General features: G+C 40.8%; 21 protein-coding genes. 9 read left to right on the plus strand and 12 right to left on the minus strand.

Annotated features, from left to right (window positions below):
• Positions 1 to 204, plus strand: a complete 204-nt coding sequence (locus HG267_RS14375; protein ID WP_045872596.1) for a hypothetical protein — start codon at positions 1 to 3, stop codon at positions 202 to 204.
• A 124-nt stretch (positions 205 to 328) separates the two neighbouring features.
• Here the strand turns inward: HG267_RS14375 and HG267_RS14380 are convergent, their stop codons facing one another.
• Positions 329 to 2,110 (minus strand): putative bifunctional diguanylate cyclase/phosphodiesterase, encoded by a 1,782-nt coding sequence (locus HG267_RS14380; RefSeq protein ID WP_045872597.1) that lies wholly within the window; start codon positions 2,108 to 2,110, stop codon positions 329 to 331.
• A 635-nt stretch (positions 2,111 to 2,745) separates the two neighbouring features.
• On the opposite strand from HG267_RS14380, the gene HG267_RS14385 reads away from it, so the two are divergent.
• The 3 genes from HG267_RS14385 to recJ all read left to right on the plus strand — a co-directional run bounded on the left by HG267_RS14385 (position 2,746) and on the right by recJ (position 7,016).
• Positions 2,746 to 3,570, plus strand: coding sequence for a PD-(D/E)XK nuclease family protein (locus HG267_RS14385; RefSeq protein ID WP_045872598.1), 825 nt, complete (start codon positions 2,746 to 2,748; stop codon positions 3,568 to 3,570).
• A 285-nt stretch (positions 3,571 to 3,855) separates the two neighbouring features.
• A complete protein-coding gene (locus HG267_RS14390; RefSeq protein ID WP_045872599.1) occupies positions 3,856 to 4,500 on the plus strand; it encodes a GNAT family N-acetyltransferase in 645 nt (214 codons plus the stop codon).
• A 179-nt stretch (positions 4,501 to 4,679) separates the two neighbouring features.
• A complete protein-coding gene (gene recJ, locus HG267_RS14395; protein WP_045872600.1) occupies positions 4,680 to 7,016 on the plus strand; it encodes a single-stranded-DNA-specific exonuclease RecJ in 2,337 nt (778 codons plus the stop codon).
• Here the strand turns inward: recJ and HG267_RS14400 are convergent.
• Positions 6,981 to 7,403 carry a hypothetical protein gene (locus tag HG267_RS14400; protein WP_263420061.1) on the minus strand — a complete coding sequence of 141 codons (423 nt, stop codon included), beginning with the start codon at positions 7,401 to 7,403 and terminating at the stop codon, positions 6,981 to 6,983. The two genes, recJ and HG267_RS14400, sit on opposite strands and share 36 nt — an antisense overlap.
• Positions 7,404 to 7,731: 328 nt before the next feature.
• On the opposite strand from HG267_RS14400, the gene HG267_RS14405 reads away from it, so the two are divergent.
• Positions 7,732 to 10,113 (plus strand): adenylate/guanylate cyclase domain-containing protein, encoded by a 2,382-nt coding sequence (locus tag HG267_RS14405; RefSeq protein WP_228045106.1) that lies wholly within the window; start codon positions 7,732 to 7,734, stop codon positions 10,111 to 10,113.
• 61 nt (positions 10,114 to 10,174) lie between these two features.
• Here the strand turns inward: HG267_RS14405 and HG267_RS14410 are convergent, their stop codons facing one another.
• The 9 genes from HG267_RS14410 to HG267_RS14450 all read right to left on the minus strand — a co-directional run bounded on the left by HG267_RS14410 (position 10,175) and on the right by HG267_RS14450 (position 18,645).
• Positions 10,175 to 11,215, minus strand: coding sequence for a caspase domain-containing protein (locus tag HG267_RS14410; RefSeq protein WP_052335323.1), 1,041 nt, complete (start codon positions 11,213 to 11,215; stop codon positions 10,175 to 10,177).
• Positions 11,216 to 11,229: 14 nt separating this feature from the next.
• Entirely contained in the window at positions 11,230 to 11,673 is a 444-nt protein-coding gene (locus tag HG267_RS14415) for a PIN domain-containing protein (RefSeq protein ID WP_045872601.1), read from the minus strand.
• On the minus strand, positions 11,673 to 11,963 hold the full coding sequence (locus HG267_RS14420) for a hypothetical protein (RefSeq protein WP_045872602.1): 291 nt from the start codon (positions 11,961 to 11,963) through the stop codon (positions 11,673 to 11,675). The genes HG267_RS14415 and HG267_RS14420 overlap by 1 nt, the downstream gene beginning before the upstream one ends.
• A 61-nt stretch (positions 11,964 to 12,024) precedes the next feature.
• Positions 12,025 to 12,180, minus strand: coding sequence for a hypothetical protein (locus HG267_RS14425; protein ID WP_155539482.1), 156 nt, complete (start codon positions 12,178 to 12,180; stop codon positions 12,025 to 12,027).
• Positions 12,164 to 14,260 (minus strand): serine/threonine-protein kinase, encoded by a 2,097-nt coding sequence (locus HG267_RS14430; RefSeq protein ID WP_052335324.1) that lies wholly within the window; start codon positions 14,258 to 14,260, stop codon positions 12,164 to 12,166. Before HG267_RS14430 ends, HG267_RS14425 begins: the two co-directional genes overlap by 17 nt.
• Positions 14,257 to 15,690: a hypothetical protein gene (locus tag HG267_RS14435; protein WP_045872603.1), complete on the minus strand. Its 1,434-nt coding sequence runs from the start codon at positions 15,688 to 15,690 to the stop codon at positions 14,257 to 14,259. Before HG267_RS14435 ends, HG267_RS14430 begins: the two co-directional genes overlap by 4 nt.
• Positions 15,691 to 15,700: 10 nt before the next feature.
• Positions 15,701 to 16,636, minus strand: a complete 936-nt coding sequence (locus HG267_RS14440; protein ID WP_045872604.1) for an AAA family ATPase — start codon at positions 16,634 to 16,636, stop codon at positions 15,701 to 15,703.
• Positions 16,621 to 17,604, minus strand: a complete 984-nt coding sequence (locus HG267_RS14445; protein WP_045872605.1) for a hypothetical protein — start codon at positions 17,602 to 17,604, stop codon at positions 16,621 to 16,623. Before HG267_RS14445 ends, HG267_RS14440 begins: the two co-directional genes overlap by 16 nt.
• Positions 17,605 to 17,946: 342 nt before the next feature.
• The gene (locus HG267_RS14450) at positions 17,947 to 18,645 is read right to left on the minus strand and encodes a YdcF family protein (protein WP_194007699.1); all 699 of its coding nucleotides are present in this window, start codon (positions 18,643 to 18,645) and stop codon (positions 17,947 to 17,949) included.
• A 313-nt stretch (positions 18,646 to 18,958) separates the two neighbouring features.
• Here HG267_RS14450 and ctpB point away from each other — a divergent pair, with 313 nt between their 5' ends.
• The 3 genes from ctpB to HG267_RS14465 all read left to right on the plus strand — a co-directional run bounded on the left by ctpB (position 18,959) and on the right by HG267_RS14465 (position 22,281).
• Positions 18,959 to 20,296, plus strand: a complete 1,338-nt coding sequence (ctpB, locus tag HG267_RS14455) for a carboxyl-terminal processing protease CtpB (protein ID WP_045872606.1) — start codon at positions 18,959 to 18,961, stop codon at positions 20,294 to 20,296.
• Between the two features lie 96 nt (positions 20,297 to 20,392).
• Positions 20,393 to 21,361, plus strand: a complete 969-nt coding sequence (locus HG267_RS14460) for a glycosyltransferase (protein ID WP_045872607.1) — start codon at positions 20,393 to 20,395, stop codon at positions 21,359 to 21,361.
• 224 nt (positions 21,362 to 21,585) lie between these two features.
• Positions 21,586 to 22,281 carry a response regulator transcription factor gene (locus tag HG267_RS14465; protein WP_045872608.1) on the plus strand — a complete coding sequence of 232 codons (696 nt, stop codon included), beginning with the start codon at positions 21,586 to 21,588 and terminating at the stop codon, positions 22,279 to 22,281.
• Positions 22,282 to 23,074: 793 nt separating this feature from the next.
• On the opposite strand, the gene HG267_RS14470 is transcribed toward HG267_RS14465, so the two are convergent.
• Positions 23,075 to 23,356: an Npun_R1517 family heterocyst differentiation transcriptional regulator gene (locus HG267_RS14470; protein ID WP_045872609.1), complete on the minus strand. Its 282-nt coding sequence runs from the start codon at positions 23,354 to 23,356 to the stop codon at positions 23,075 to 23,077.
• A 1,051-nt stretch (positions 23,357 to 24,407) separates the two neighbouring features.
• Between HG267_RS14470 and HG267_RS14475 the strand changes: the two genes are divergently transcribed.
• The gene (locus HG267_RS14475; RefSeq protein ID WP_045872733.1) at positions 24,408 to 24,767 is read left to right on the plus strand and encodes an NAD(P)H-quinone oxidoreductase subunit M; all 360 of its coding nucleotides are present in this window, start codon (positions 24,408 to 24,410) and stop codon (positions 24,765 to 24,767) included.
• The last annotated feature ends 423 nt before the right edge of the window (positions 24,768 to 25,190 follow it).

Below are 25,190 nucleotides of genomic sequence, written 5' to 3' on the forward strand. Positions count from 1 at the left end.
GTGTATTTAACTCCAAAAAGCGGATTATTTCTAGCTGGTTCTTGTGTAGCAGCGATCGCGGCTGTTGGTTCGATTTTTGAACTGAGTTACGGACAACCAGATTTAGGCGTTCAAGCCACGACGATCATTTTGGTATTGAGTATTCCTCTCACAGGATTATTTTTCTTTGCCGCAGTGAGGGACGCAAAGGCTAACATTAAATAAGCATCAGGTACATAAAAAGGTAAAAGGAAGAAGGAGCAATCATAAAATTTATCCTTTTGCCTTTTACCTTTTACTTTTGTCTAGGTACCCGTAACGTTTAGATTACTGCTGCGTGTCATTGTAATTATCTGCTTAGTTCATAACTGTTCTCCAACATCCTAATAGCTATATCAGCCGGAACAGGGCGACTGAAGTAAAATCCCTGCCCTTCTTCACATCCCCGTCTTTTTAAGTAGTTCATTTGTTCTTCGGTTTCTACGCCCTCGGCTGTAATCTTCAATTGCAGACTATTGGCTAAAGCAATAATGGCATCGGTAACAGCCGCACTATCAGGATTGGACGTTATATCTTGTACAAATGAGCGATCAATTTTCAGCATATTGACGGGAAAGCGCGTTAAGTAATTCAACGAGCAATAACCAGTGCCAAAATCATCTAGAGCTATCCAAATACCTAATTCTCGTAATTGGTTCAAGATTTTCACCGATTGCTGAATATTAGCCATCAAAAAGCTTTCAGTGACTTCTAATTCTAGGTAAGATGGCGGTAGTCCGGTTTCCTCAAGGATTTGGCTAACAATCTCTACTAAATTGGGTTGTTCAAATTGCCTAGCTGACAGATTCACTGATACCCGAATCGCAGGTAGCCCAGCCAGTTGCCAAGCACGACATTGAGCACAGGCTGTCCGCAAAACCCATTCACCGATTGCGGTGATTAAACCATTGGCTTCGACAATCGGAATAAACTTTGCTGGCGAAACTAAACCCAAAGTAGGATGTTGCCAGCGAACTAGCGCTTCAACTGCTGTTACTTGTTGGGTATGCAAATTAATTAAAGGTTGGTAATAAACCTTCATTTCATCGCGTTCCAGCGCCCCATATAATTCGCTTTCTAAAGTTAGTCGTTCCTGTAAGCGAGCATTAATTTCTGGTGAATAAAATAAATATTGGCTACGCCCTTGTGTTTGAGCCTGGGAGAGTGCAATGTGCGCCTGTTGCAAGAGTTCCTCTACGCCATTACTTTCATTTAAGTCATTAATTGTGATACCAATACTAGCAGTAATATGAATTGAGTTGCCCTCTACTAAAAAGGGCTTTGCCAGAGTATTCAGCAGCAATTGTGATAGCTTAATCACGCTTTCAAAAGAAGGAATTTCTACTCGGGCAATTGCAAATTCATCTTTACTCAAATGGGCAATAATATCTGTTTGTGAAACACAAGTGCTTAAACGTTGAGCAACTGCTCTCAGTAACAAATTTAATGTGTGATGCGTTAATGCGTGACTAATGTTCAGAAAATCATCAATACCTAATAAAAATATAGCTAATAACTTTTGTTGTTGTGGAGATGAGGAGTAAGTTAAATTAGAGCGATCGCCAAGATGAAGTTGTATTCCAACTTCTTTGGCGTTATCTGGAAGAAAGTACTTTTTCGCCACAGCACCCGATAGGCGATCGCTAAATAAATTTTGATTAGGTAGTCCTGTTAATTCGTCATAATTAGTAATGTAATGAATCAACTCATCTAATTTATTAAGAGTCTGTGAAACATCCGCCATGAGTGTCCCAGCTTCATCAACATACTCTGTGGGTAGTTCAGGTAATTTTCGATTATTTAGATAGTCTTGCAATGCAGTCGATGTCAACATGACTGGTGCAAGGAGATTATGTATGGCATAGAGAGTTGCTGCTGTACCTGTTAACGTCGCCAACAGAGCAATAATTAAAACTCGCACCGCCATCTCCCAAGAATAGGAGTTGGAAATGAGAAAACTCAACAGTAATGTCAAAAGTGGTATGTGAGTACCCACAAATGCCACAAACATGATTTTGGCAGGGTAACTTTTCTTCAGCAATTTAAAATTAGATAAAGATAAGTACAGGTAAAGTTTGTAGTTGAGTTTCATAAATGTTGATTGAGAGTTAGCCAATGAGTTACCAAAACAATGCTGAACAATCAGTGTTGATCTGCTGAATTGTACTCAACAAATTCGGGGTGATTGCTGTGCAAATAGTTCCAAGTCGCAAATGTGCGTCATGGTGCAAAATATTTAAGTCCCTATTTCAATGCTCTTAGAGGTTAAGTAATAACAGAACAGAGAAATATTTTTCTATGGAAAACACTAAGAAAAAATTATAGATAACGCTGTAGAGACTGAAAATTTATTAATGTATACCACAGTCAACTTTAATCAGAATCTTTTCAAATTTTAGGGTAAATAATCAGAATTATTATGAGTGTAATTACTAGCTAATGTATAAAATTTCTATAAATAATATAATGCTATCAAAAAGTTAATTATTTAAAATAACGCTGGGTCTGAGTAGAGTAATAAAAACTCTATGGATGAGCAGAATACTATATATAAATGTATATGTTATATAATTCAAAAAACGTAAAAGTAATCTTCTCTCAAATTTTAAAAAAAGTAAAAATGTCTAAATTAAATAATGTTTAACCGCACATTTATTAAAAATGATGTGTATTTTTTTACAACACACTGACTATAGGTAGAGCTGCGATCGCTTCTAAAATAGAAAAATGCTGTCAACTCCTACTCAACTATTACGCATTTCCCAAGGACAACTGAATTTACTAGAACGTTGTCCCCGTCAGTTTCAACATACTTATCTCGACAATCTCAATTCTCCCTCAGATCCAGAACATGAAGAACGGCAAACTTTAGGTAGTCGATTTCACTTGCTGATGCAGCAACGAGAAATGGGTTTGCCAATTAATAGTATTTTGCAAGCCGATAGCCAATTACAAAATTGGATGTCAGCTTTTGCGGAAACTGCACCAGAAATTCTGACACCTGCGGCCGATAGTCAAACTTTTCGTGAAAGCGAACACTATCGTACTCTGCAAGTACAAAATTATTTGCTGACTGTTGTTTATGATTTATTAATTGCCGATCAAGAAAAAGCGCAGATTCTCGACTGGAAAACTTATCCTAAACCATTACATAAACGAAAATTAGAGCAGAACTGGCAAACGCGTCTTTATTTGTATGTTTTGGCAGAAACTAGCGAATATTTGCCAGAAAATATCTCTATGACTTATTGGTTTGTTCAATCTGAAGGTAAACCACAAAATATTAAATTTAATTACGGTAGCGCCCAGCACCAGCGAACTGCAAAAGACCTTAATGAACTGTTAAACGATTTAACTTATTGGTTAGAACGTTATCAACAGAAAGAACAATTTCCCTCACTACCACCAGGAAACAAAGCCTGCGGTTATTGTCAATTTAGCACTCGCTGCGATATCTACGACGGGCTACGCCTACGCATCCAGTCTAGCGAAGAAGAAAGCAATAGCAATTCCTTGCCAGATATCGCCAGTATAGAAGAAGTAGCGTTGTGAAATTCAAAGGCATTTGAAATGTGGGATACGTTACGCCAAGGCTAACGCATCCTACCTCGAACAGCTCCGATAAGGGATTTCCAAGAAATAACAAATTCCATCTTGTGGGGCGGGCATCTTGCCCGCCACATAAACTGGGCGGACAAGATGTCCACCCCACAATACATACTGGGATATTTTTTTATTTGGAAGTCCCTAAGAATCAAATTTTTGACTTTTGACTATTATTAACCTCGCTAAGATTAAAGCAGAATATATACCTAAAAAATCACAATTTGAAAAGTTATGACAAACATTGATGACATGGACGCAGTTTACGTCCGTGAATTAGGAATTGACGATATAGCGCCGGTTTACCATTTGGGAGAAGAACTATTTACCAGCGATTTATATCCTTATTTATATAGAACTTGGGATGAATGGGAAGTCATTGGACTTTACAACACAGATCCAGAATATTGCTTGGTTGCAGAAATCGATGGCGACTTAGCAGGCTTTATTTTAGGAACCATCATTACCAAAGCCTCATGGACTTACGGATATATTCTTTGGTTAGGAGTTAGCCCCAACTTTCAGCGTCGGGGAGTTGCAGACAAGTTAGTTGATAAAGCTGTCGCCCGGATGATTGAAGATGGTGCGCGGTTCATGCTAGTAGATACAGATCCTACCAATACCCCAGCCGTAAAATTTTTCAACCGCAAAGGATTTGGTAACAACCGCCAGCATATTTTCTTATCAATGAATTTAAGTAAGCATCCATACTATGGCAGACTAATTGATTATGAACATCAAAAAGCTGAAAGAGCAGGTTATAGGCGATCGCGTCCAGCTGCAATTCGCGCCCGTAAGCCTGATGGTTTCGCCAACGAAGTCGTCCTCAATCCCTTAGTCACAGAACCACAAATCGATTTAAGGTTGAATGATGAATAGTCATTTGGCATTTGTCATTTGTCATTTGTCATTTGTTATTTGTTATTTGGTAATGGGTAATTGGTAATTGGTAATTAGTACTTCTCCCTCATCTCCCCAATCCCCAATCCCCAATCCCCAATCCCCAATCCCCAATCCCCAATCCCCAATCCCCAGTCCCCAATCCCCACTCTCCCACTATGCAATGGACTCTAGCCGCAACTGAACAACCGCCAGAGTGGTTTATCCAAGCTGTGAAAAAGTATACGCCTGCATCAAGTGGAGTTTATGCAGCGCTATTATTATGGCAACGTGGTATTCGTGACACGCAGCAATTAGAAGGTTTCGTTAACTATAAAACTTATCAACCAGCTAGCCCCTTTGAGTTTGGGGAAGAAATGCATCGTGCTGTGGCAAGATTACAACTAGCACGTAATGCTGGGGAAAAAGTTGCGATTTGGGGTGACTTTGATGCGGATGGGATTACTTCTACATCTGTGTTGTGGGATGGTTTGGGAGAGTTTTTTGTTCAGAACTCGCAGTTAAATTACTATATTCCCAACCGTCTCAAGGAATCTCACGGGCTGAACTATGCAGGTATCGATAACTTAGCAAAACAAGACTGTACATTAATTGTTACTTGCGATACTGGTAGCACTAATATTGATGAAATTATTTATGCTCAAAAGCTGGGTATTGATGTCATAGTTACAGACCATCACACATTACCAGCAGAACGCCCACCAGTCATTGCAATTATCAATCCGCGCAATTTGCCAAATGAACATCCCCTATATAATTTGTCTGGCGTGGCGGTAGCTTACAAGTTAGTAGAAGCACTGTATCAAACTCTGCCCAATATACCAAAACATCCCTTAACAGATTTACTAGATTTAGTGGCTGTAGGGTTAATTGCCGACTTAGTACAGTTAAGCGGAGATTGCCGCTATTTAGCACAATTGGGCATTCAACGCTTACAGGAAGACTTTAAACAGCCACCAGCAGCCAGACGACGGCCAGGGGTAGGAAGATTATTAGAATTGTGTCAGAAAAGTGGCGATCGCCCCACAGATATTTCCTTTGGTTTAGGGCCGCGCATCAATGCTGTCAGTCGCATCCAAGGAGATGCTAGCTTTTGTGTAGAATTACTCACCAGTCGGGATATCAAACGCTGCAGCGAACTCGCAGAAGATACAGAATTAGCCAACGCCCGCAGAAAGTCTTTACAGAAAGACGTACAAACCCAAGTCGCCCAAAAACTAACTCAATTAGATTTATCTACCACAAGTGCGATCGTCCTTGCCGATGCTCAATGGCCAGTCGGCGTATTAGGCTTAGTAGCCGGACAAGTAGCACAAGAAACCGGTCGCCCCACAATTTTGTTGAGTACAGAAGAATTGGGGACTGGGGAAGACTCTTCCCAATCCCCAATCCCTAATCCCCAGTCCCTAGCTAGAGGTTCTGCCCGTTCTATAAATTCTGTCGATTTATACCAATTAGTCAAGGACCAAGCACATTTATTGCATCGCTTTGGCGGACATCCCTTTGCAGCTGGGTTGAGTATGTTGGTGGAGAATATCCCCTTATTTACAGAAGCGATTAACCAAAGGTTACGGCAATCCTTGGGTGGTAAAACCCTCACAGCCACAGTGCAAGCAGACATAGTAGTCACAGTTGCAGACTTAGGCAAAGATTTATTTTTAGAACTGAAAATCCTAGAACCTTGTGGAATGGGTAATCCCGTGCCAAAACTGTTAATTCAAAACTGCTGGTTTGAAAATGCTTGGCATCGCAATCAACAGGATTCTCAAGGGAAAAAAATACAGTACATTAAAACCGATTTTGATATTCGCGACGATTCCACGAGAAATCCGTTTCCTGGGATTTGGTGGGGACACTACAAAGATGAATTACCCATAGGTAGATGTGATTGTATAGCTGAACTTGATTACAACACCTTTAAAAAACGCTACGAAATCAGATTAATCGCCGTTCGCCCCAGCGCTAACTCAGTATTCACCACCCACAACTCAGAACTCATATTAGACTGGCGTAATCAAGAGCATTCACAACTGAGAACTCAACATTCAGCACTCATCCTCGAAGAATGTCCGACAAGCTGGGATGATTTACGCACCTGGTGGAAGCGATGTCTGTACAATAATCAACAACTGGCGATCGCATGGAGTAAACCCAACCAGCAATCACCGAATCAAATTTGGCTGACTCTCATCGGAATTGCCAAATACCTCAGCCGCACCCATCAACCAGTTACCCGTGTGCAATTGTTAGAGAAACTGGGCATTAGTAACCAAGCTTTATTGTTAGGTATCAGAGCTTTAAAATATTTGGGATTCACAGTGCAACGCCAAGATAACTATTTGCAAATTATCCCAGAACCCAAAAGTATCTCCGAAACTCAAGCCGATGCTGCTGCAAGCAAATTTTTAGCAGCAGTCCGCGAAGAACAATTTCAACGCGAGTATTTTGCCGAAGTGCCTTTATCTACAATTGTGGCGATGGTGAATACTCAGTAAGGATATGGGGCATAGGGCATGGGGCATTGGGCATTGGGCATTGGGCATAGGTAATTGGTGTAGGGTGTTCGTTATTTCCTCATCTCCCTCATCCTCCTCATCTCCCTCATCCTCCTCATCTCCCTCATCCTCCTCATCTCCCTCATCCTCCTCATCTCCCTCATCCTCCTCATCTCCCTCATCCTCCTCATCTCCCTCATCCTCCTCATCTCCCTCATCCTCCTCATCTCCCTCATCCTCCTCATCTCCCTCATCCTCCTCATCTCCCTCATCCTCCTCATCTCCCTCATCCTCCTCATCTCCCTCATCCTCCTCATCTTCCTCATCCTCCTCATCCCCTAAACGCCTCTGCCCATCTGCAATCTGCTGAAAGTCTTCGGTAAACACAATATCACCTCCTGATCTGGGAATCCTGAAAGAAAGGAACATTCACCTGGAGGATAAATACTAGTGTGAAATTATACTAATTTAAAGAATGATCGCTAAAGATGTCGGTTGGGTTTCCTCCCTCAACCCAACGCCTAATACCTTTGCATATGTTGATTTTCAGTGCCTTTAACCCAACAACCACATCTGTCGCCTTCTTTTTTAAATTGGTATTACGCATCAAGCTATACCAATTCTTTAAAATTCAGTAACAGATTTGAACTCAGTAAAACAAGCAAGATAAAATCTGACTTTAATAATTAAAAATTACGAATTAAGAATTGGTTTTATGTATAGAAAAATGCCGTTACGTGTCATTTTTGTTGTATCTACACTACTCCAGGTGATTACTGCTGTCGGACTAACTGGATATTTCTCCTTTCGCAATGGGCAAAAGGCAGTTAATGAAGTCGCTACCAAACTCCGAGATGAGGTGACTGGGAGGGTTAAAGATAAGCTGCTAGTGTATATAGAAACACCCCATCTGATTAATCGGCTAAATGCCAATGCCATTGAGTTAGGGGAGTTAGATAAACACAATATCCAATATAAGCAGAAGTATTTTTGGCAGCAAATCCGTACTTTTCCGGTGATTACCTACAATTTTTACGGAAATGTTACAGGTGAATATTTAGGAGCCAGACGTTTAGCCAGTGGTGACTTGCAAGTAATGGAACGCGATCGCACTACTGGATACAACCAGTACTTTGCAACCAATGCACAAGGCGATCGCACAAAGCGCATCCAGTCTCTTCCTAATTTTGATGCCAGGCAACGCCCTTGGTACAAGGAAGCTGTAGCTGCAGGTAAACCTATTTGGAGCACAATCTATCCCGACTTTAGTACAGGGGGATTGGCAATTACCGCCGCTCAACCTATCTATGACAAGCAAGGAAAACTCAAGGGGGTTCTGGGTAGCGATTTTATTTTTTCTGAAGTAAATACATTTCTGCAAAAACTGAAGATTGGTGCATCTGGACAGACATTTATTGTGGAACGTTCAGGATTGCTAGTAGCTACATCTACCCCCGATCCTAGTTATCGCAATCGGACTAATCAGACGCAACGCATTAAAGCTTCGGAGAGTAAAAATTATCTCATCCAACAAAGTGCCAAACATTTAGAGCGAAAGTTTGGGAATTTTAGCAAAATTCACAGCAGTCAACTACTAGATTTTGAAATTCAAGGAGAACGGCAATTTCTCCAGGTTACGCCATTAAAGGATAGCAGGGGGTTAGATGTTTTAATTGCGGTGGTTGTACCAGAAGCAGATTTCATGAAGCGCATTCATGAAAACACTCGCATCACCGTTGTCTTGTGTCTGCTATCGCTAATCGTTGCAACCGTGGTGGGACTGCAAACATCCCTGTGGATTGTCAAGCCAATTCAGCGTTTGAATACTGCGGCTAAAGGACTAGCAGATGGAAATTGGGAGCAAAAACTAGCAGTTGATGGATCTTATGAAATTAGCGAATTAGCTGAATCCTTCACCAGCATGGCGAAACAGCTAAAAGAATTGTTTGCCACTTTAGAAGAAAAAGTACGCGATCGCACTCAAGCACTCGCCAAAATTAACGGCGAACTAAAAAACAAAAATGCGCTGATTCGGAAAATTTTTGGACGCTACCTGAGTGATGAGATTGTTAGCAATCTCTTAGAAAGTCCCCAAGGGCTAGAGTTAGGCGGTAAGCGTCAGAAAATCACCATCTTAGTCTCAGATTTGCGTGGCTTTACAGCGACATCAGAACGTATATCTCCAGAGCAAGTCATCGCTATCCTCAACTTTTACCTGCAATATATGGCGGAAGTCATTACCCGCTATGAAGGTACTATTGATGAATTCATGGGCGATGGGATTCTCACATTCTTCGGTGCGCCTACTGTGAGAGCCAACGATACAGAAAGAGCGATCGCTTGTGCTGTAGCAATGCAACAAGCCATGATTCCCGTCAACCAACAAATGCAAGCATGGGGTTTCCCAGAAATCGAAATGGGGATTGGTATCCACACAGGCGAGGTTGTCGTTGGTAACATCGGCTCAGAAAAACGGACTAAATATGGTGTCGTGGGGAATCATATCAACCTCGCCTACCGCATAGAATCCTGTAGCGTTGGCGGACAAATTATCGTCTCCGAAGATGTTTTAGCGGAAGTGCGAGATATGGTACAAGTGGAGGCAACACAACAAGTGCAGATGAAAGGAGTGAAAGACCCCATTAATCTTTATGAAATCAGCGGTATAAGGGGAGAACATAACCTATTTCTCTCCAAATCAACCGAAGAATTCCGCGAACTACCAGAGCCGATTTTACTCCAGTACGTCACCTTAGAAAGCAAACACATAGGCGATCGCTGGTATGAAGCCCAAATTATCAAACTCTCCCATCGAGAAGCGCTAATTCAGTGCCAAAGTCATGAAGGTAAATTACCGCCGCTAACAAATCTCAAGCTGATTCTGCTGGATGAGAATTTACCTCAAGAAGTACGGGAAGATTTTTATGGCAAGGTGTTAGAAAAACCGACGGCTGAGGGTAGTTTCTACATTCACTTTACAGCCCTGCCGCCATCTGTGCGGGTGATGCTGGATCAAATATACAATGCAAGTTCTTTGGAGAATCAATATCCCAATTGCAATGAAAATCCACTAGCACTCAGTAAAACAGACATTTGAGCAGTCTTGCTTTCCTGGATATTTTACTTGCAAGTTCTCTATGACAATATTGGAGTTATGATCATTCGATAGTTGACTCAAGCCGATCTAGTTCATCACTAAGATGAGCGAGTTTCGCTTCTTCATCAAGAAGCTGTTGTTCTAACTGAAATTTAACAGCCGTACCAACCTCAATTGCGAAAGCTTCCCGCATCCGCTTCACTTTCTCAGTGCGGATGTCCCATTCTTGTTGAAGTGTATCTAGTTTTTGCTGTAAACGCCTGCGTTGTCCAGCAGTTAAACCTGGAGAAATTTGACTATTTACAATAGTTGCAGCTTCACCAGGTAAAAATTTACTCCCACCAGCGTAGTAACAAAGAGGAAAGTTATCGCCTAAATCCAGCACCTTATTCACAAATGGGTGTTGTGGCCCCGAAGCTCTTTTTGGTACTTGGTCAAATAAATATACTAAAATATCCAAAATCCTGGCATAGCCATCTTTATTAAATACAGCTTTCCCTTGCAACGCTTCCAGCAAGCAATCAGTAAAAGCGCTATAAGGTTGACCCGTATAAGAATATTCATCTTCCCGTGAAGAAGCAACCACAACCCTACCGCTTCCCGTTCCCAAGACATTCAACAATTCTGGCGGTAAGGGTGATTTCACAAACACTTCCCCTGGTTCCTTCAAAGCCGGAACACCGCCAGCATGACAGCAATCTAATAAAACTACCAGTTTCTGTGCTGTAATGGCTTCAATTTTTTGGGTAAATTCTAAACCTGATATTGCAGTATTTGCACGTTGGCTGGGGTCATAGCCATAGGGTACAAGAAAGTATTCATTAGTGCGTTTGATGCGTCCCCCATGTCCAGAGTAGTAAATGATCACAGTCGCATCAGGATTTTGATTGACTTGAGTGATGATTTCGTCAAAAGCTGTGAGGATATTTTGCCGAGTTGCAGCGGTTTCGGTAAGTAGTGTCACCTGTGCTGCTGGATAGGCGGCGCGGTTCTGGTCAATCAATACATCTCTTAAAGCAGTAGCATCTTTGACAGTGACAGGTAAATCTGCGCCTACGCCAATGAGTAATGCATATCCGTTGTTGAAAGTTGCGTTTGTCATACCTTATTTTTTTATCAAACCCAAGATTCTAGAGTAAATGTTCTCACCTGTTGAATTCGCAAAAAATCACTATCTCTAGAAACAACAGTTAAATTATTTTGCAGTGCAATAGCTGCAATCCAAATATCGTTTTCATCAAAACCTAAATCAGTTATTTTAGTTTTTCTTTGCTTGTTTTTCTCTTTGGGTGCAAATTGCTTAAATAAAGCTGCTTTGAGTTGACCATAAATAGTAGCAGTAGATGCATCAATACTGTGAATATATATACCCTCAAGAAAGCGGTGAATCAGGTCTAAGTTACTTTCCCGGCGTTGAGAACGTTCTGCCATATCTATCAGTTCGCCTTGAACAATGACACAAGTTGTAATTAGGCTGTTTTCTAATTCGGCAAGGCGACGTAGTAGATTCACATCACCTATAATGGCAGCACTACAATGATTTGTATCTAAAATATACATTATTCAAATGGGTTATCATCATCAAATTTTGCTTTGCCGCGAGTAGCATAAACCAACTGGAGACACTCTTCTAAATCATCACCTTCCCATGTACCAATAGTTTTTAGATGTTCTAGGAGTGAGTGACCTGTAGAATTTACATGAGTTTTAATAGCAGATGTTGAGCCTTCTTGTATAGGCTGAGTTTCAGTTTCTTGTGTTTTGAGAAAGCGTAAAAATTTTAGAGTTTCCAGCAACATATTATCGGGGCTGGATTCAATTTCTTGTAGCAGTTGTTCCTTGATTGTCATAGATATTTTTAACCGCTAATTATTCCTTCTTTATTGTATCGTTAAGCGGGGAATTGCTGAATCAATTGTGTTCATAGATACAACAAGCTATCTTAACTACAGCATCAGTTGTTTTGAATAACAAAAGAGCGATCGCATTTTGCAGTGATGGTTGAGAGCGATCGCCTGTTCTAATCCATAAACTCGTACAGAGGTGTGAGTTATAGAAGCTGTTCAACTTTGATATTACCAACATAATCAAAGCGGTTCTTAATCATATCCGCAATTTTATTTTTTAGAGTAGAACTGGGTATACTATTGTCAGACAAACGTATATATATATTTAAGTCGCAATAATTTAACTGCCTCACATCGAATTGCTGAATCTTACGGATTTCTTCATCTTTACTGACTACCCTTTTATCTTGCAAAATTTCAACCACATCTTTGGCTAGTGCGCTGTTATCTAGTAGATTTGTGAACTGCCGTATTCTGCATTTTTGATTGTTTGTATTGAATGTAGGGGTTTCTATAGGAGTTTCGGTGGGAGTTGTTGTGGGGGTTAGTGTTTGTATAGAAGGAGTTGGAGCTATTATAGGAGAAACTTCTGGATTAATACTTTTGTAGACCAGAAATGTAAATGATAAAAGCACCACCACCCCAACAACTTTATTAAAGATTAGCAATTGTTTAACTTGTTGTTGACGTTCTAAATTGCGCTCGATTTGTTCTAAGCGTTGTAAAATTTCTGCTGTATTTTTAGGACGATTATTAGGAGACCAATCCATTAAACTATCGATTAAGTCCGCAAAAGGTTTTGATAATTTTGGCGCAATAGAACGCCAAAGCAATGTTCCATTACGGTTTTGCTCTAATCTATTTGGAGCTTTACCAGTTAACAAATGCACAAATGTCCGCCCCAATGCATAAAAATCAGATTGTGGTATAGCTCTACCTATTCGTTGTTCTGGAGCCATGTAACCATCACTACCAATTGTAGCGATAGTTTTTCCATCCAAAACAGCTTTAGTAATAGCTCTAACAGCATCAATGTCAATCAATACTAATTCTTGATTGCTATTTTTCACCATAATGTTTGATGGTTTAATATCACGATGAAAAAACTCTTTTTCATCGAGGTCGCGTAAAATTATTGTCAGTTGTTTCAACCAATTAATTGCTTGTTTTTCAGTGATAGGTAGATGATTTTGATTTTCCAGGAATTGCTCTAAATTTATTCCATCAATCTTCTCCATTACCAAACAATACGCTAGTGTTTGATTTTTTGGAAACTCAATGTAGAAGTATCCATCTTTATCGACCTTAGGAATTCCTGAAACCCAGTGATTTATTAAAACATCTGCACCTCTGTCAAAACGAGAGATTATTTCATCATTATCTGTGTACAAAACTTTAATAACTTTGGGCTTATTGCCATCCTTAATATCGACTGAATCATAAAGCCTACACACTCTATTTCTGGTTTGAACTAATGTATCGATTACCCGATATCGTCTGTTCAAAAGCAAATCAGAACCACAAGCTTGGCAAGGATGTTCTTTAAAAGGTCTTTTGGGCGATGGGCAATTGAGGTTGATACATAAACAGTGTTGGGGTTCTGGGTAGTGTAATGGGTAGACGCTTTCTTTCAGTAATTGCTCCGAACTAGCTGTTACTACCTTGAAGTCATTACGAGCAACGTGGCCCATCCCAAGGACAGAAGTCAGTAGAGGTTGGAATTCAGCCAATGGTTCTGCTAAGGTTTCTGTTAATGATTGTAGGCGCACCCTTTCAGCTTGATTGTCTAATTTTGAAAATGCTAATGCTAGTTCATGAGCTACCTGGCTAGGTTTGGTATATGCTAGAGCAACCCATCTTTGAATTTGGGCAAATGCCTGAATATCGGGATCATCACTCTGAAGCTTCTGCCTTATATAATCAAGCAAAAAACCTGATAGCTCATTTATCCTTTGTTGACCGAAGTTTTCATCTTCCTGCAATCGCTTCAATAGAGAGGTTCGCACTGCTAAATCCATTTCATAGAGTTCATGCCCAACCTCATCACACAAGTTAGAAAGTAGTATATCCCCTACAGCTATCCACGGTATATTGAGAACTTCACCATGAATACTCTTTTGAAATCTAGCCCATAACAGATATAAAAGCTCTGGTGTGAGTGATAAAGGAAAAGCAGCGTGATAAGCCAAATACAGATGTTCTTTGCTAAAGCGTTGTACAAAATATTCAATGCGTTCATTGGCAATTTCCTCTTTTGATTTATTGCGTCGATTGGCAACTTTTGGGTTAATTTTGCTCATATTCTCCGCCCTTCAAAGTTAGTCGGCCGTCCACGTAGCACACCAATAGCATCTAACAAACCTCGGCGACTAACTTCAAACATAGGAACAAGACTGGCGATGTCATCAGCAGTTGTACCAAACCAACGTTTTCTCGGCATAGGATTCAGCCAAGCAATATAACGTACCCTTTTCTTCAACTTCTCCAAAAATTCTTTAGTCAAATCGTAGCGCTCATTGCTATATCTACCACGGGCAGCACCAGCATCACTAAAAATCAATACAGTAGTTCTGTTTGTGCAAACATGAGTAACAATATTAGTTACTAACTCAGCTTGCTGATGATAGGGGTCTTGGTAGAGATATTCCATAGGGCAATTGTGAAAGTAATAAATCCCAGATTTGCCCAAACGTCCACCATATTGAGCAGTTTGTGCCAAACGTCGTGATAATGCATGAAAAGGCACCATTGAACCATCTTGGTCAATTAGTAACAGTAATTCCGCTTTATTCACTCGACGCGGAACTAAGACAGGTTCAAGCAATAAACCTTGGCTGACAATCTGGTTGACCGTTGCTTCCACATCCAACTCTGTCGGTGAGCCTTCACGTACTGACCGACGCAAATAGCGCCAAATCTGTTTCATTTGCCGTTCAGTTACAGGAAAATACTCAGTGTTTAGCATGAAGCGACTATAAGGAATGTCCTCATCTCTGCTGGTAGCGTGTAGGACAGCTTGAGCCACCTGTACTTCATCTTCCATTACCTGTATAAATTCTGAAGGGATTGGCGAAGTAGCCTCTTTTAAAGTTGCTGTGGAAATAGAGGTACTGCGATCAATGCGCTTTTCCTCAATCTTAAATTTAGCTGCCCATGTTAAACATATATATAGATAACTAAAGCGTGTGATAAGTAGGAAACTCCAAGCAATCCAATCTGGTTGATTTGTGTTTGTTTTCTCAGATGTGTTAGGGTTTGCTGATGGTGTCGGATTTGCTGATGGTGTCGGATTTGCTGATGGTGTCGGATTTGCTGATGGTGTCGGATTTGCTGATGGTGTCGGATTTGCTGATGGTGTCGGATTTGCTGATGAAATTTTGATAGGAGGTTGAGTTGGCTGAATTGAAACGAGTCCATAACCTAAAACAATTGCGACTCCAAAACCACCTAAAATCAAGTTGTCAATCAGTTGATATATCTTTGATTGCTGAGGTGGTGTAGATAATGTGGCCAATTTTTGGCTGGAGAACTCACTATCAATAAATTGTTGAAAGTGATAATCAAAAAGTTGCTTTTCCCCCGGAGATTTTACCCATAAAGTTTGACACAAACGTTTTAATGCATCTGTATCACTCATCCCAAAGCCAGCTTGCATTGCTTGCAAAACTAACTGATACTCATCAATACCAAGTGGTAAGCCAGCTTCGCGCAGCCTGGTGAACAATTTCATTAAAAGTAAATCATTCCCGTCCACGGTTTTGACTCAAATAACGTATATGGTCATCCCAACTTTTTAGCAACACACCAGCATACGGAATTTTACCTTCCAATTTTGCCAGCACTTCATCTTCGGGATAGCGACGCAGGACACGAAACCAGTCAATTAATTCGCTGGTGCTGACCTTTTTACCTGCCTCTCCTTTATATTTCCCCATTTCCTGCCGCAGTTGTAAGAAGCGAGTCACAGCTTTATCTAGCAAAGCTTGCGGTGCAGCCGGAAAGTGAGAGTTGACAATTTCTATTAACCGTTCACTGCGAGGGAATTCTACATAATGAAACAAGCACCGCCGCAAAAAAGCATCTGGTAAATCTTTTTCATCATTGCTAGTAATCAAAACCATCGGTGCGACTTTGGCTTGAATTTCCTGGCCTGTTTCTTCGACAATAAATCTTTTTTGATCTAATTCCAGCAACAAGTCGTTGGGAAAGTCAATGTCAGCCTTATCAATCTCGTCAATTAGCACAACTATACGCTTTTCCTGCTGAAATGCTCGACCTAATGGCCCCCAGCGCACATAGGAACTTGGGTCATCAATTCGCAGGATTTGTTCTGCTGTCAAGCGACCAGAAGCAGCAAGCTGTGCATCGCGCAACCGTCCAACTGCATCATAAGTATACAAGCCATCCTGCGCCCGACTGGTAGATTTGATATACCAAGCTTCTAATTTTAAATTCAGTTCATAAGCAACTGCACTCGCCAGCAAAGTTTTACCACATCCCGGTTCCCCCTTCAGCAGTAGCGGACGTTCTAAGTAAATCGCCAAATTGACTGCTTCTACCAGTTCTGAACTAGGTAAATATGGATACAATAATTGACCATTCGCCCCTTTTTCTCCTAGCTTGGGCTGAACTTTACCTGTATATTCCAAAAATTGTCTACCTATAGTCTCAACCATTTTTCCTCGTGTTTATACCAATTACAGTCAGACAGGTAACAAATTTCTACTAAAGCGAGTTGTGGAAGTCCCTTATCGCTATTATTGAGTATGGTCTGTACTGTTTCATCTATCTGATCTGTGAGTTGACGTGGTAGTTCATCCTCCTCATGCTCTAGCCATTTAGTCAGTTCATCACCAGAAAATTTGCCAATCTTCGGTAGCTTCACAGGTTTATTTGGGTTCCAGTTAGGGTCAAATTTTTCTGCAAAATCAAGATTCCAAGTATTTGTACAGCCTTCATAGTCTACTAAGAACATGAATAATTTCAATTGGCTAGCTTGTGAATCAACTTCCCTGACTTTAGTCGTCAGTGGTAGCCAAAAATCTTTAATGATTTCATGCAAAAAATCTTCTGATAAACAATCAACATTGTGGATAATCAGCAGGACATCCTGAGTTCGCCACCATTGATAAACTCGTTCAGCAATTTCTAATTTTGAGCTTTCTTTACCTAGACCAACTTTACCCCCAAGTTCACGCCACAAAGCTGCAATGTCACTTCTGCGACCAATGCGGCTTAATTTAATTGGGATCTCTTTTGCGTTCATGAGACTGGGAACGTGCTGAACTATCAACCGATTCAATAACCAGCGTTGACCATATTCCTGTGAACCGTGAATCAGGAAAGCGCCTAAAGAATGCGCTTCCACAAATCGCCGGAATGCTCGATTTTGCTGACGATAGCCTAATTTTAATAAAGCACGATACAGTCGTTGAGTAGATGAAGCTCGTTCCAGTTGTTCTAGCTGCTGTTCTAATTCCTGCAGTTCTGTTTCTGTTTTTTCAATTTGATGTCTCAGTTGAAACTTAACACTCACATTTGCTTCAATTGCATAGCTACAGCGCAGTTCTTTTAGCTTCTCCGCCTCCAGATCATACTGTTTTTGTAATGCATGGTATCGCTGTTGGTGCCGATCTAAAGACATCCACTTCCTGTTTTAGACAAAAATCCTTACTAAAAAAGAATATCTAGATGTTAAAGGTGGTAATTTAGTGAATTGCGCTCTTTTACACAGTCTCAAACATACCTCCATAGCTAGATGTCATTTATCTACTTATACCAATTCAGCTATACCAATTCCTAATATTTTTGCCGCAGAAGTAGCCTGTGTTATTGCTGAGGGTACAGCACTGTAAATTGCCTACTTGCTAGAGACACTACGCATAGCTTGCTTAAGTGTAGGAGTACGGAAAGCCATTTCGTGTCTATCTCAACACACCCTCATCCCCTTCATCCCCTTGTCCCTTTTCCCCCTTCCCCTTTCCCCTCATCTTCCCAACATCCCCTGATGCTCACACCTAAACCCTCGACTCTCCCAAGCTTGCATATCCACCTCAGCCAACCTTTTCACCTTTGAGCATTGCGGCTGCATAACTTGGCTGAAACCCGCCCATAACAAACTACGAGTGACATCTAATCCAGTTTTTTGCCAAGACTCACGATTACCAGGGATACCTTGCTCTTGAATAATATCTGGCTCTACCCAAATGCCATTTGCTCCCAAGAGAATTTGCGCCATCCATTGCGCCCTCGGTAAATGAGTAGTTGATGTAATTAGTTTTACCTTGTTTACTTTCCAGCGCCGCAGAATCGGAATCGCATAATAGAAATTTTCCCAGGTAGAATTTGCACAATCCTCTAACCAAACGTTTTGCAACTCCGTACCTTCTCGCTGGAATAATAGCCATATACATGGTTCTAGCGAACCGTGAGAAATCAAAATTGGAACATTAGGGTACCTTTTTGCCTCTCGAGCTACGTGTATTTCTCGTTGAATACTACCACCAAGGACAAAAAAGGCATCTACAGACTGTGAAGATGCAGAAACTAGGGTTATAGTGGTACAAATCAGCCAAATACCCAGGACAACGCATACACCACAAGCGACTTTTCGTATCAATCGCCACAGTTTCTTATCTTTTTTCTCGTGGGAAATTTGTGATTTGATGGAACCATTACGTTTCATGACGCAGTTACGAAAAGCTTGGTTAGCGGATGTTTAAAATACCTGCAACTAAGCTAGCAAGGTGCTATCTTATAAAAGTAATCAAGGGTGTATAGTTGATGCAGATTACAGTGTCATAACTCCCAGATGATATTCCGGAGAAAGCTAGCCAACGGAGAAATGATTATTAATAAAGTTAAGCTATATTTTTATCATTCTTTTAAGAAGAAATGATGAAGAAAGGATAGCTGAACTTTGAGTATAAAAACTTAAAAAATTCTGGAAATCCTGATTGCTAAACTGTCAACAACACAATTATTCCAGCTAAATATACATGAACCAATCTGCGAAACGTTACTCGCCGCTCCAAGTAGCCTTGATTGGTGGAGCGATCGCCACGACTGCCACTGTATCCGTATTTGGCCCTGCTTGGACACGCTGCGTTCGTGCTGCGCTCCAAGATAGCCCGAAAGCCTTAGTAGACCAAGTATGGCAATTGGTAAATCGTGAGTATGTTGATGGTAAATTTAATCAACAAGATTGGCAAGCTACAAGAGGGAGCCTTTTAAATAAAAACTATTCTTCTCGTGAAGAAGCATACGTTGCAATTCGTGAAGCTTTGCAAACCTTGGGAGATCCATACACTCGCTTTATGGACCCCAAACAATATGAAGCGCTAACCAGCCAAACCTCTGGGGAAGTCTCCGGGATTGGTATTCGCATGGAATTGAACGAAAAAACCAAGCGGCTGACTGTTGTAGAAGCTATAGAAAATTCCCCAGCGCTAAAAGCAGGTATTAAAGCCGGCGATGAAATTTTAGCTATTAATGGCAAACCCACTCAACAAATGAAAGTGGATGATGCTTCTAAGCTAATTCGTGGCAAAGCTGGTACTATTTTAACTTTGCGGTTGGGACGCGCCGGGCAAAGTGCTTTTGATTTAAAGCTAACCCGAGCGACTATTGAAGTACCAACAGTACGTTATACCGTTAAACAAGAAGGTAACCGTCGCGTTGGTTATATTCGGTTACGAGAATTTAGTTCCCACGCTGCGGATCAAATGCGGCGCGCTATCCGCGATTTAAATAGTAAGCAAGTTAATGCTTATGTTTTAGATTTGCGGGGTAATCCAGGCGGTTTATTGCAAGCCAGCATCGAAATTGCGCGGATGTGGCTGGATAACGGTGGAATTGTCCGCACAGTAGATCGTGTAGGTGGCACAGAAGATACTAAAGCTAATCGTACTGCAATCACAAATCTGCCCTTAGCTGTATTGGTAGACGGTAATTCAGCTAGTGCTAGCGAAATCCTTACAGGCGCACTTAAAGATAATAAGCGAGCCGTAGTAGTTGGTAGTCAAACCTTTGGTAAAGCTCTAGTACAGTCAGTGCATGAACTTACAGATGGTTCTGGTTTAGCAGTGACTATTGCCCACTATTACACTCCCAAGGGAACAGATATTAACCATAAAGGAATTACACCAGATATCAAGCTGGACTTGACAGAAGCACAGGAACGTCAACTAGCATCTAATCCGGATTTACTTGGTACACCAAGCGATCCACAGTATGCACGTGCAATTGCGGTTCTCTCAAATACTAACTTCGCTCAACCTCCAGCAAGCCAACCTTCTGGTGCGATGAGCAGCCGTGCTAACGACTTGAAATTTTAGTTTTCAATCTCAAGCTACTATTACTGATTTTAGAATTTTGGAATGGGAATACTAATTTAGGAATCTAATTAATCCCATCTCCAAAATTTTATTTTTATGAATAATTCATCAGTTGATACAACCACTGCCCACAGCTTTTGGCCTCAGGTGTCAGTGGTTGTTCCTATTTATAATGGTGAGACAGATTTACCAGATTTAATTTCTTGTTTATTAGCGCAAACATACCCTAAAGACCGGGTAGAGTATTTGTTGGTAGACAATAATAGCAGCGATCGCACTCTCACCTATTTAAATACAGCCGCAGAGCTTTCTCCCCTCACAATTCGCCCTTTAAGCGAAAATCAAATTCAAAGCTCCTATGCAGCTCGTAATACTGGTATTAGAGCCGCTACAGGCGAAATTATCGCCTTTACCGATGCTGATTGTCGCCCACAACCACAGTGGCTAGAATTACTCATTCAGCCTTTTAGCGACCAAAATATAGTGATTGTGGTCGGTGAAATTGCCGCATTGCCTGGTAAAAATATTTTAGAACAACACGCTGATCAGCAAGATACTCTATCACAAAAGCACACACTCACCCATCCCTTCTGTGCTTACGGACAAACCGCTAATTTAGCCATTCGCCGCATCGTCTTAGAAAAAGTCGGTTTATTTCGTCCTTATCTCACTACAGGCGGCGATGCAGATATTTGTTGGCGGATTCTCTTAGCCAAAATCGGTGATTTAAAATTTGCTCCAGGTGCGATAGTTAAGCATCGCCACCGCAGCACCTTCAAAGAGCTACAGAGCCAATGGCGACGCTACGGACGCTCCAATCGTTACTTACATGAATTGTACGGTGTCAAGTTAATGCCAGGGCTAAAACCCAAAGACTATATTCATCGCTTAATACGCTGGTTATTAAAAGAAATACCCAAAAATATTTTGCAGGCGATCGCAGGCAAAGGCACCCTTGTAGATTTTTTAAGTACCCCCATCGGTTTATTTACCGCCAAAGCGCGCTACTCCGGTCAAAGCGAAGCCAAATTACCAGAAAAAGCCCAAATCATCGAATGGTTATAGGTGTTTGTCATTGGTCATTGGTCATTTGTCATTTGGTAATGGGTAATTGGTAATTGGTAATTGGGTGTTTGTTATTTCCCCTTCTCGCCTCATCTTCCTTATCGTCCTCATCTCCCATTACCCATTACCCAATCCCCAATCCCCAATCCCTTATTTCCTCCCCCCTGTCCAATCTCTGCCAACTTTCGCTAAATTGGAAAAAGGTATAATCAAGGAAATTTTCAATGTCAGCACAATTGTTACTGGTAGATGATGAACCAGGATTGCGGGAAGCCGTAAAAGATTATTTACAAGAAAGCGGTTTCAGCGTTCAAGTTGCCAGTAACGCCCGTGAGGGATGGGAATTGATGCAACAAAATACACCGGACTTAGTGATTTCGGATATTATGATGCCGCAGGTGGACGGGTATCAGTTTTTAAAACAACTGCGAGAAGACCCCCGTTTTCAAGCACTGCCTGTAGTATTTTTAACTGCTAAGGGAATGACAGGCGATCGCATCCAAGGTTACCAAGCTGGTGTTGATGCTTACTTACCTAAGCCTTTCGATCCAGATGAGTTAATTGCCATTGTAGAAAATTTGCTTGCCCGGCGCATGGCTAAGACTCCAGCAACGGGAGAAGAAACGGAAACTCCTGATATTGCGGAACTAGCACATCAGATTGCTCAAATTAAGGCGTTATTAACCCAAAGAAACGCTATTTCTCAATCACCCGCACCTTTTAAAATCGATCTAACTCCCAGAGAACAAAGTGTTCTGAATTTGGTGGCTGAAGGGTTGATGAATAAAGAAATTGCCCGTCGTTTAGAGACTAGTGTGCGGAATGTGGAAAAGTATGTCAGCCGTTTATTTAGTAAAACTGGTACCAACAGCCGTACAGAGTTAGTTCGTTTTGCTTTAGAACATGGGCTTGCTAAATAAATGTCATGAATTGCAGATATTAGCCGTGAACAAAAAGGGCAAGATTTAACAGCCAATAATCAGTAATTAATCTCAGCTGTGCACCTTTTAATTACCATATAGGTGCATTTGCTCGCCTATAGTCATGTTTACTCTAATTCGTTGCTTTTCTTATCCTCCTAAGTCACACAGACGCGATTAATCACGCCTGTACAAAAGTCAAAAGAATTGTATTCCAGGCTTTGACACCATTTTGAATGGTCTGTTGATTTGTGCACCCTCTGTACTAGGCCTATTTGTTAAACCTAGATTTGCGAGCAAATTTAATTTATCCCTGATGATTTGAGTAAAATTGTCCTTCTAAACCAGTTTGAAGGGCGGAATGTAACTTCAAGCTGGCAAAATACTACTTTCAACTACTGCAATCGCTCAAAACATAAGTGATTAATTGAACAATTTTTTAAATGTTTAGAGTATATAACGCCAAAGATTGCTAGCTAATACTTCGCCAACTTGAAGTGACACCCTGATTAAACGTATTTCCCAGAACAGAGAATTTTTTAACAAATTTAACCCGCCCTGATTATTGAAGCAGAACTGCATTAGTAGGCACCCAAGTATTTTCCGTAGTGCAAAGGGTGAGGGCTACTGTAAGACTTTCTGAGGCTGTTAGAGAGTATGTTTAACTCCTAGCCGTGGGGTTAGATTACACAAGCCAACTCCATATATCTTGACAGCAGATGGATAAACTGAAAACAAATTCACCATTTGATGCTCAATTCCTAACTTCTCACTACTTAAATCATACAAATAATCATTGGCTATTATCGGCAAAATTACGTAAGCGCATCAGCTGACGACGCATTTGCGGCGAAGCTTTAAACTCAGAAACTTCTTGGGCTTTTACAGACGCGTGTAGGGTCTCTAAAAAGTCATCAGATCCTTCAGTTAAAGCATCTAGCAGCACTTGCAATAATTGTTCGCGATCGCTTAACAGGCTTTTTTCTTCAACTAATCGGAATTTTAGATGTATTTCGCATTCATAAACACCTACTTCAATATTATTTATTTGGCGTGGTAAGGCTTTAGAATTCATAGATTTGAGGATTCCTTTACTTAGTGGTCATGAAGTTTAGGAGTTAGATCTCCACCAAAATTCTTTATATTGTCTTTTGAATCCAAATAGTTTTGAATTAAGAATTATTCTTTATCCATCACATTTGTCTTCCATTTCACACTCCTGTGTCTTTTTCGATTCCGGCTTTGGCTACGTAGGTTGTAGTCCTCCTAGACCAGAGGTGGTTCAGGTAAGCCATAACTATTATTCAGTTTTTAAGATTCTATACAATAAAGTTTCTGTAAGAAGTTGTTCGAGCTTTTTAAAGGTTTTTACATCAACTTTATCTCAACGTCAACAACAGTTTGGGATTTTACTGAAATTTTGGTGATTTTACTTACGTGAAAACACTAAATTTTTGATTTTTTATGAAACCTCAAGACTGTTGTAGCATAACTACGTAAATTTACTAGAAGCAGGTTTTTTCCTGCTCAAAATTAGAAGAGGTTGAGTAGCAAAGTCATTCAAAGTTTATTTTTGTTCTGAATCAAAATTACAGGCAGAAAAACACAGTAATTACCGTCTTCTACTACAGAGTAGAAGCCACAAGGCTGATTAAGTCGGATTTTGAGCCATGTGCATCTAGTTGGTGAATTCCTACGAACCGTACTAGCCTAACTTCAACCTCGCTCAATCCTAATGAGTCTTAATAGCTTGACATTATTGCTGAAATATGGTTTGCATATTGCTGCCACAAAATTGTAGTTTGTAGAGAAATGAGAACTACATACCCCATCATTTTCTCTGGAGGAAATTTTGTCTGCCGTTCCTAGTTGAACAAACCTCCCTTGCCTATTTGTTAGCAGCTTCATAAATTAATGCACAAGCTTTTTGCTTCTAGCTTGTAAGTAGGGAACAGGGAACAGGGAACGGAGAACAGGTAAAAATTACTTACATGCTTGGTGGTGAAACTTGTTTCATTGGGACTGCCTACCTAATTAAGGCAATTCCTTTTTATTTCGGGCATTTTAAGCTAGGGCATAACGTCTACAATGATTTCAGTGTAATTAACCCAAATCTTACACCTTTTATGGACAACCCGATGCTGCTCAAGTCTACAACCCGGCATATTCGCATTTTTGCCGCAGAAATTGACCGGGATGGGGAACTGGTTCCCAGTAATCAAGTCTTAACGTTAGACGTAGACCCAGACAACGAATTCAACTGGAATGAAGATGCCCTACAAAAGATTTATCGAAAATTTGATGAATTAGTAGAAGCATCTAGTGGCGCAGACTTAACAGACTACAACTTACGCCGCGTTGGTTCAGACTTGGAGCATTATCTGCGATCGCTCTTGCAAAAAGGTGACATCAGCTACAATCTCCAAAGCCGCGTCAATAACTACAGTATGGGTCTTCCCCAAGTAGCAGTTGACGAGAAAAAGTAGAATTAACAGCTAAATTCTAGTGATTTAACTCGATAGTTTGCGGTTAAGGGAAAAGGGAAAGGTTTTTGTCCCTTACCCTTTTCCCTTTAACCTTTCCCCAACCTCCACCTCCACCTAACATTTTTGGGTTGGCAGACTCCTAGCTTGAGAGTGCGAGTGCTGAGAAGCCACTGCATTGGATGGGTTTCCCGGCAATCGCGCCAGTGGCGTTGCTGAGTAAAAATCCCTTGAGAGTTTTGTGCCTGGCGGTGAAATTTTTTTCATTGGGACTGCTTAAACAGCAATCAGATATTTTTTTAGTTGCAAGTTGCTGTAGGATTAGTAGCTGCAATTGACAAAATTTATTAATTTTTATAACACTCTGGAAAGAGAATATTCTTGTACTCTGAGTAAATATTTCATTCCCCTTTATTGAAAATAGGC

The sequence above is a fragment of the Tolypothrix sp. PCC 7601 genome, from assembly GCF_025677855.1.
GTDB lineage: Bacteria > Cyanobacteriota > Cyanobacteriia > Cyanobacteriales > Nostocaceae > Aulosira > Aulosira diplosiphon.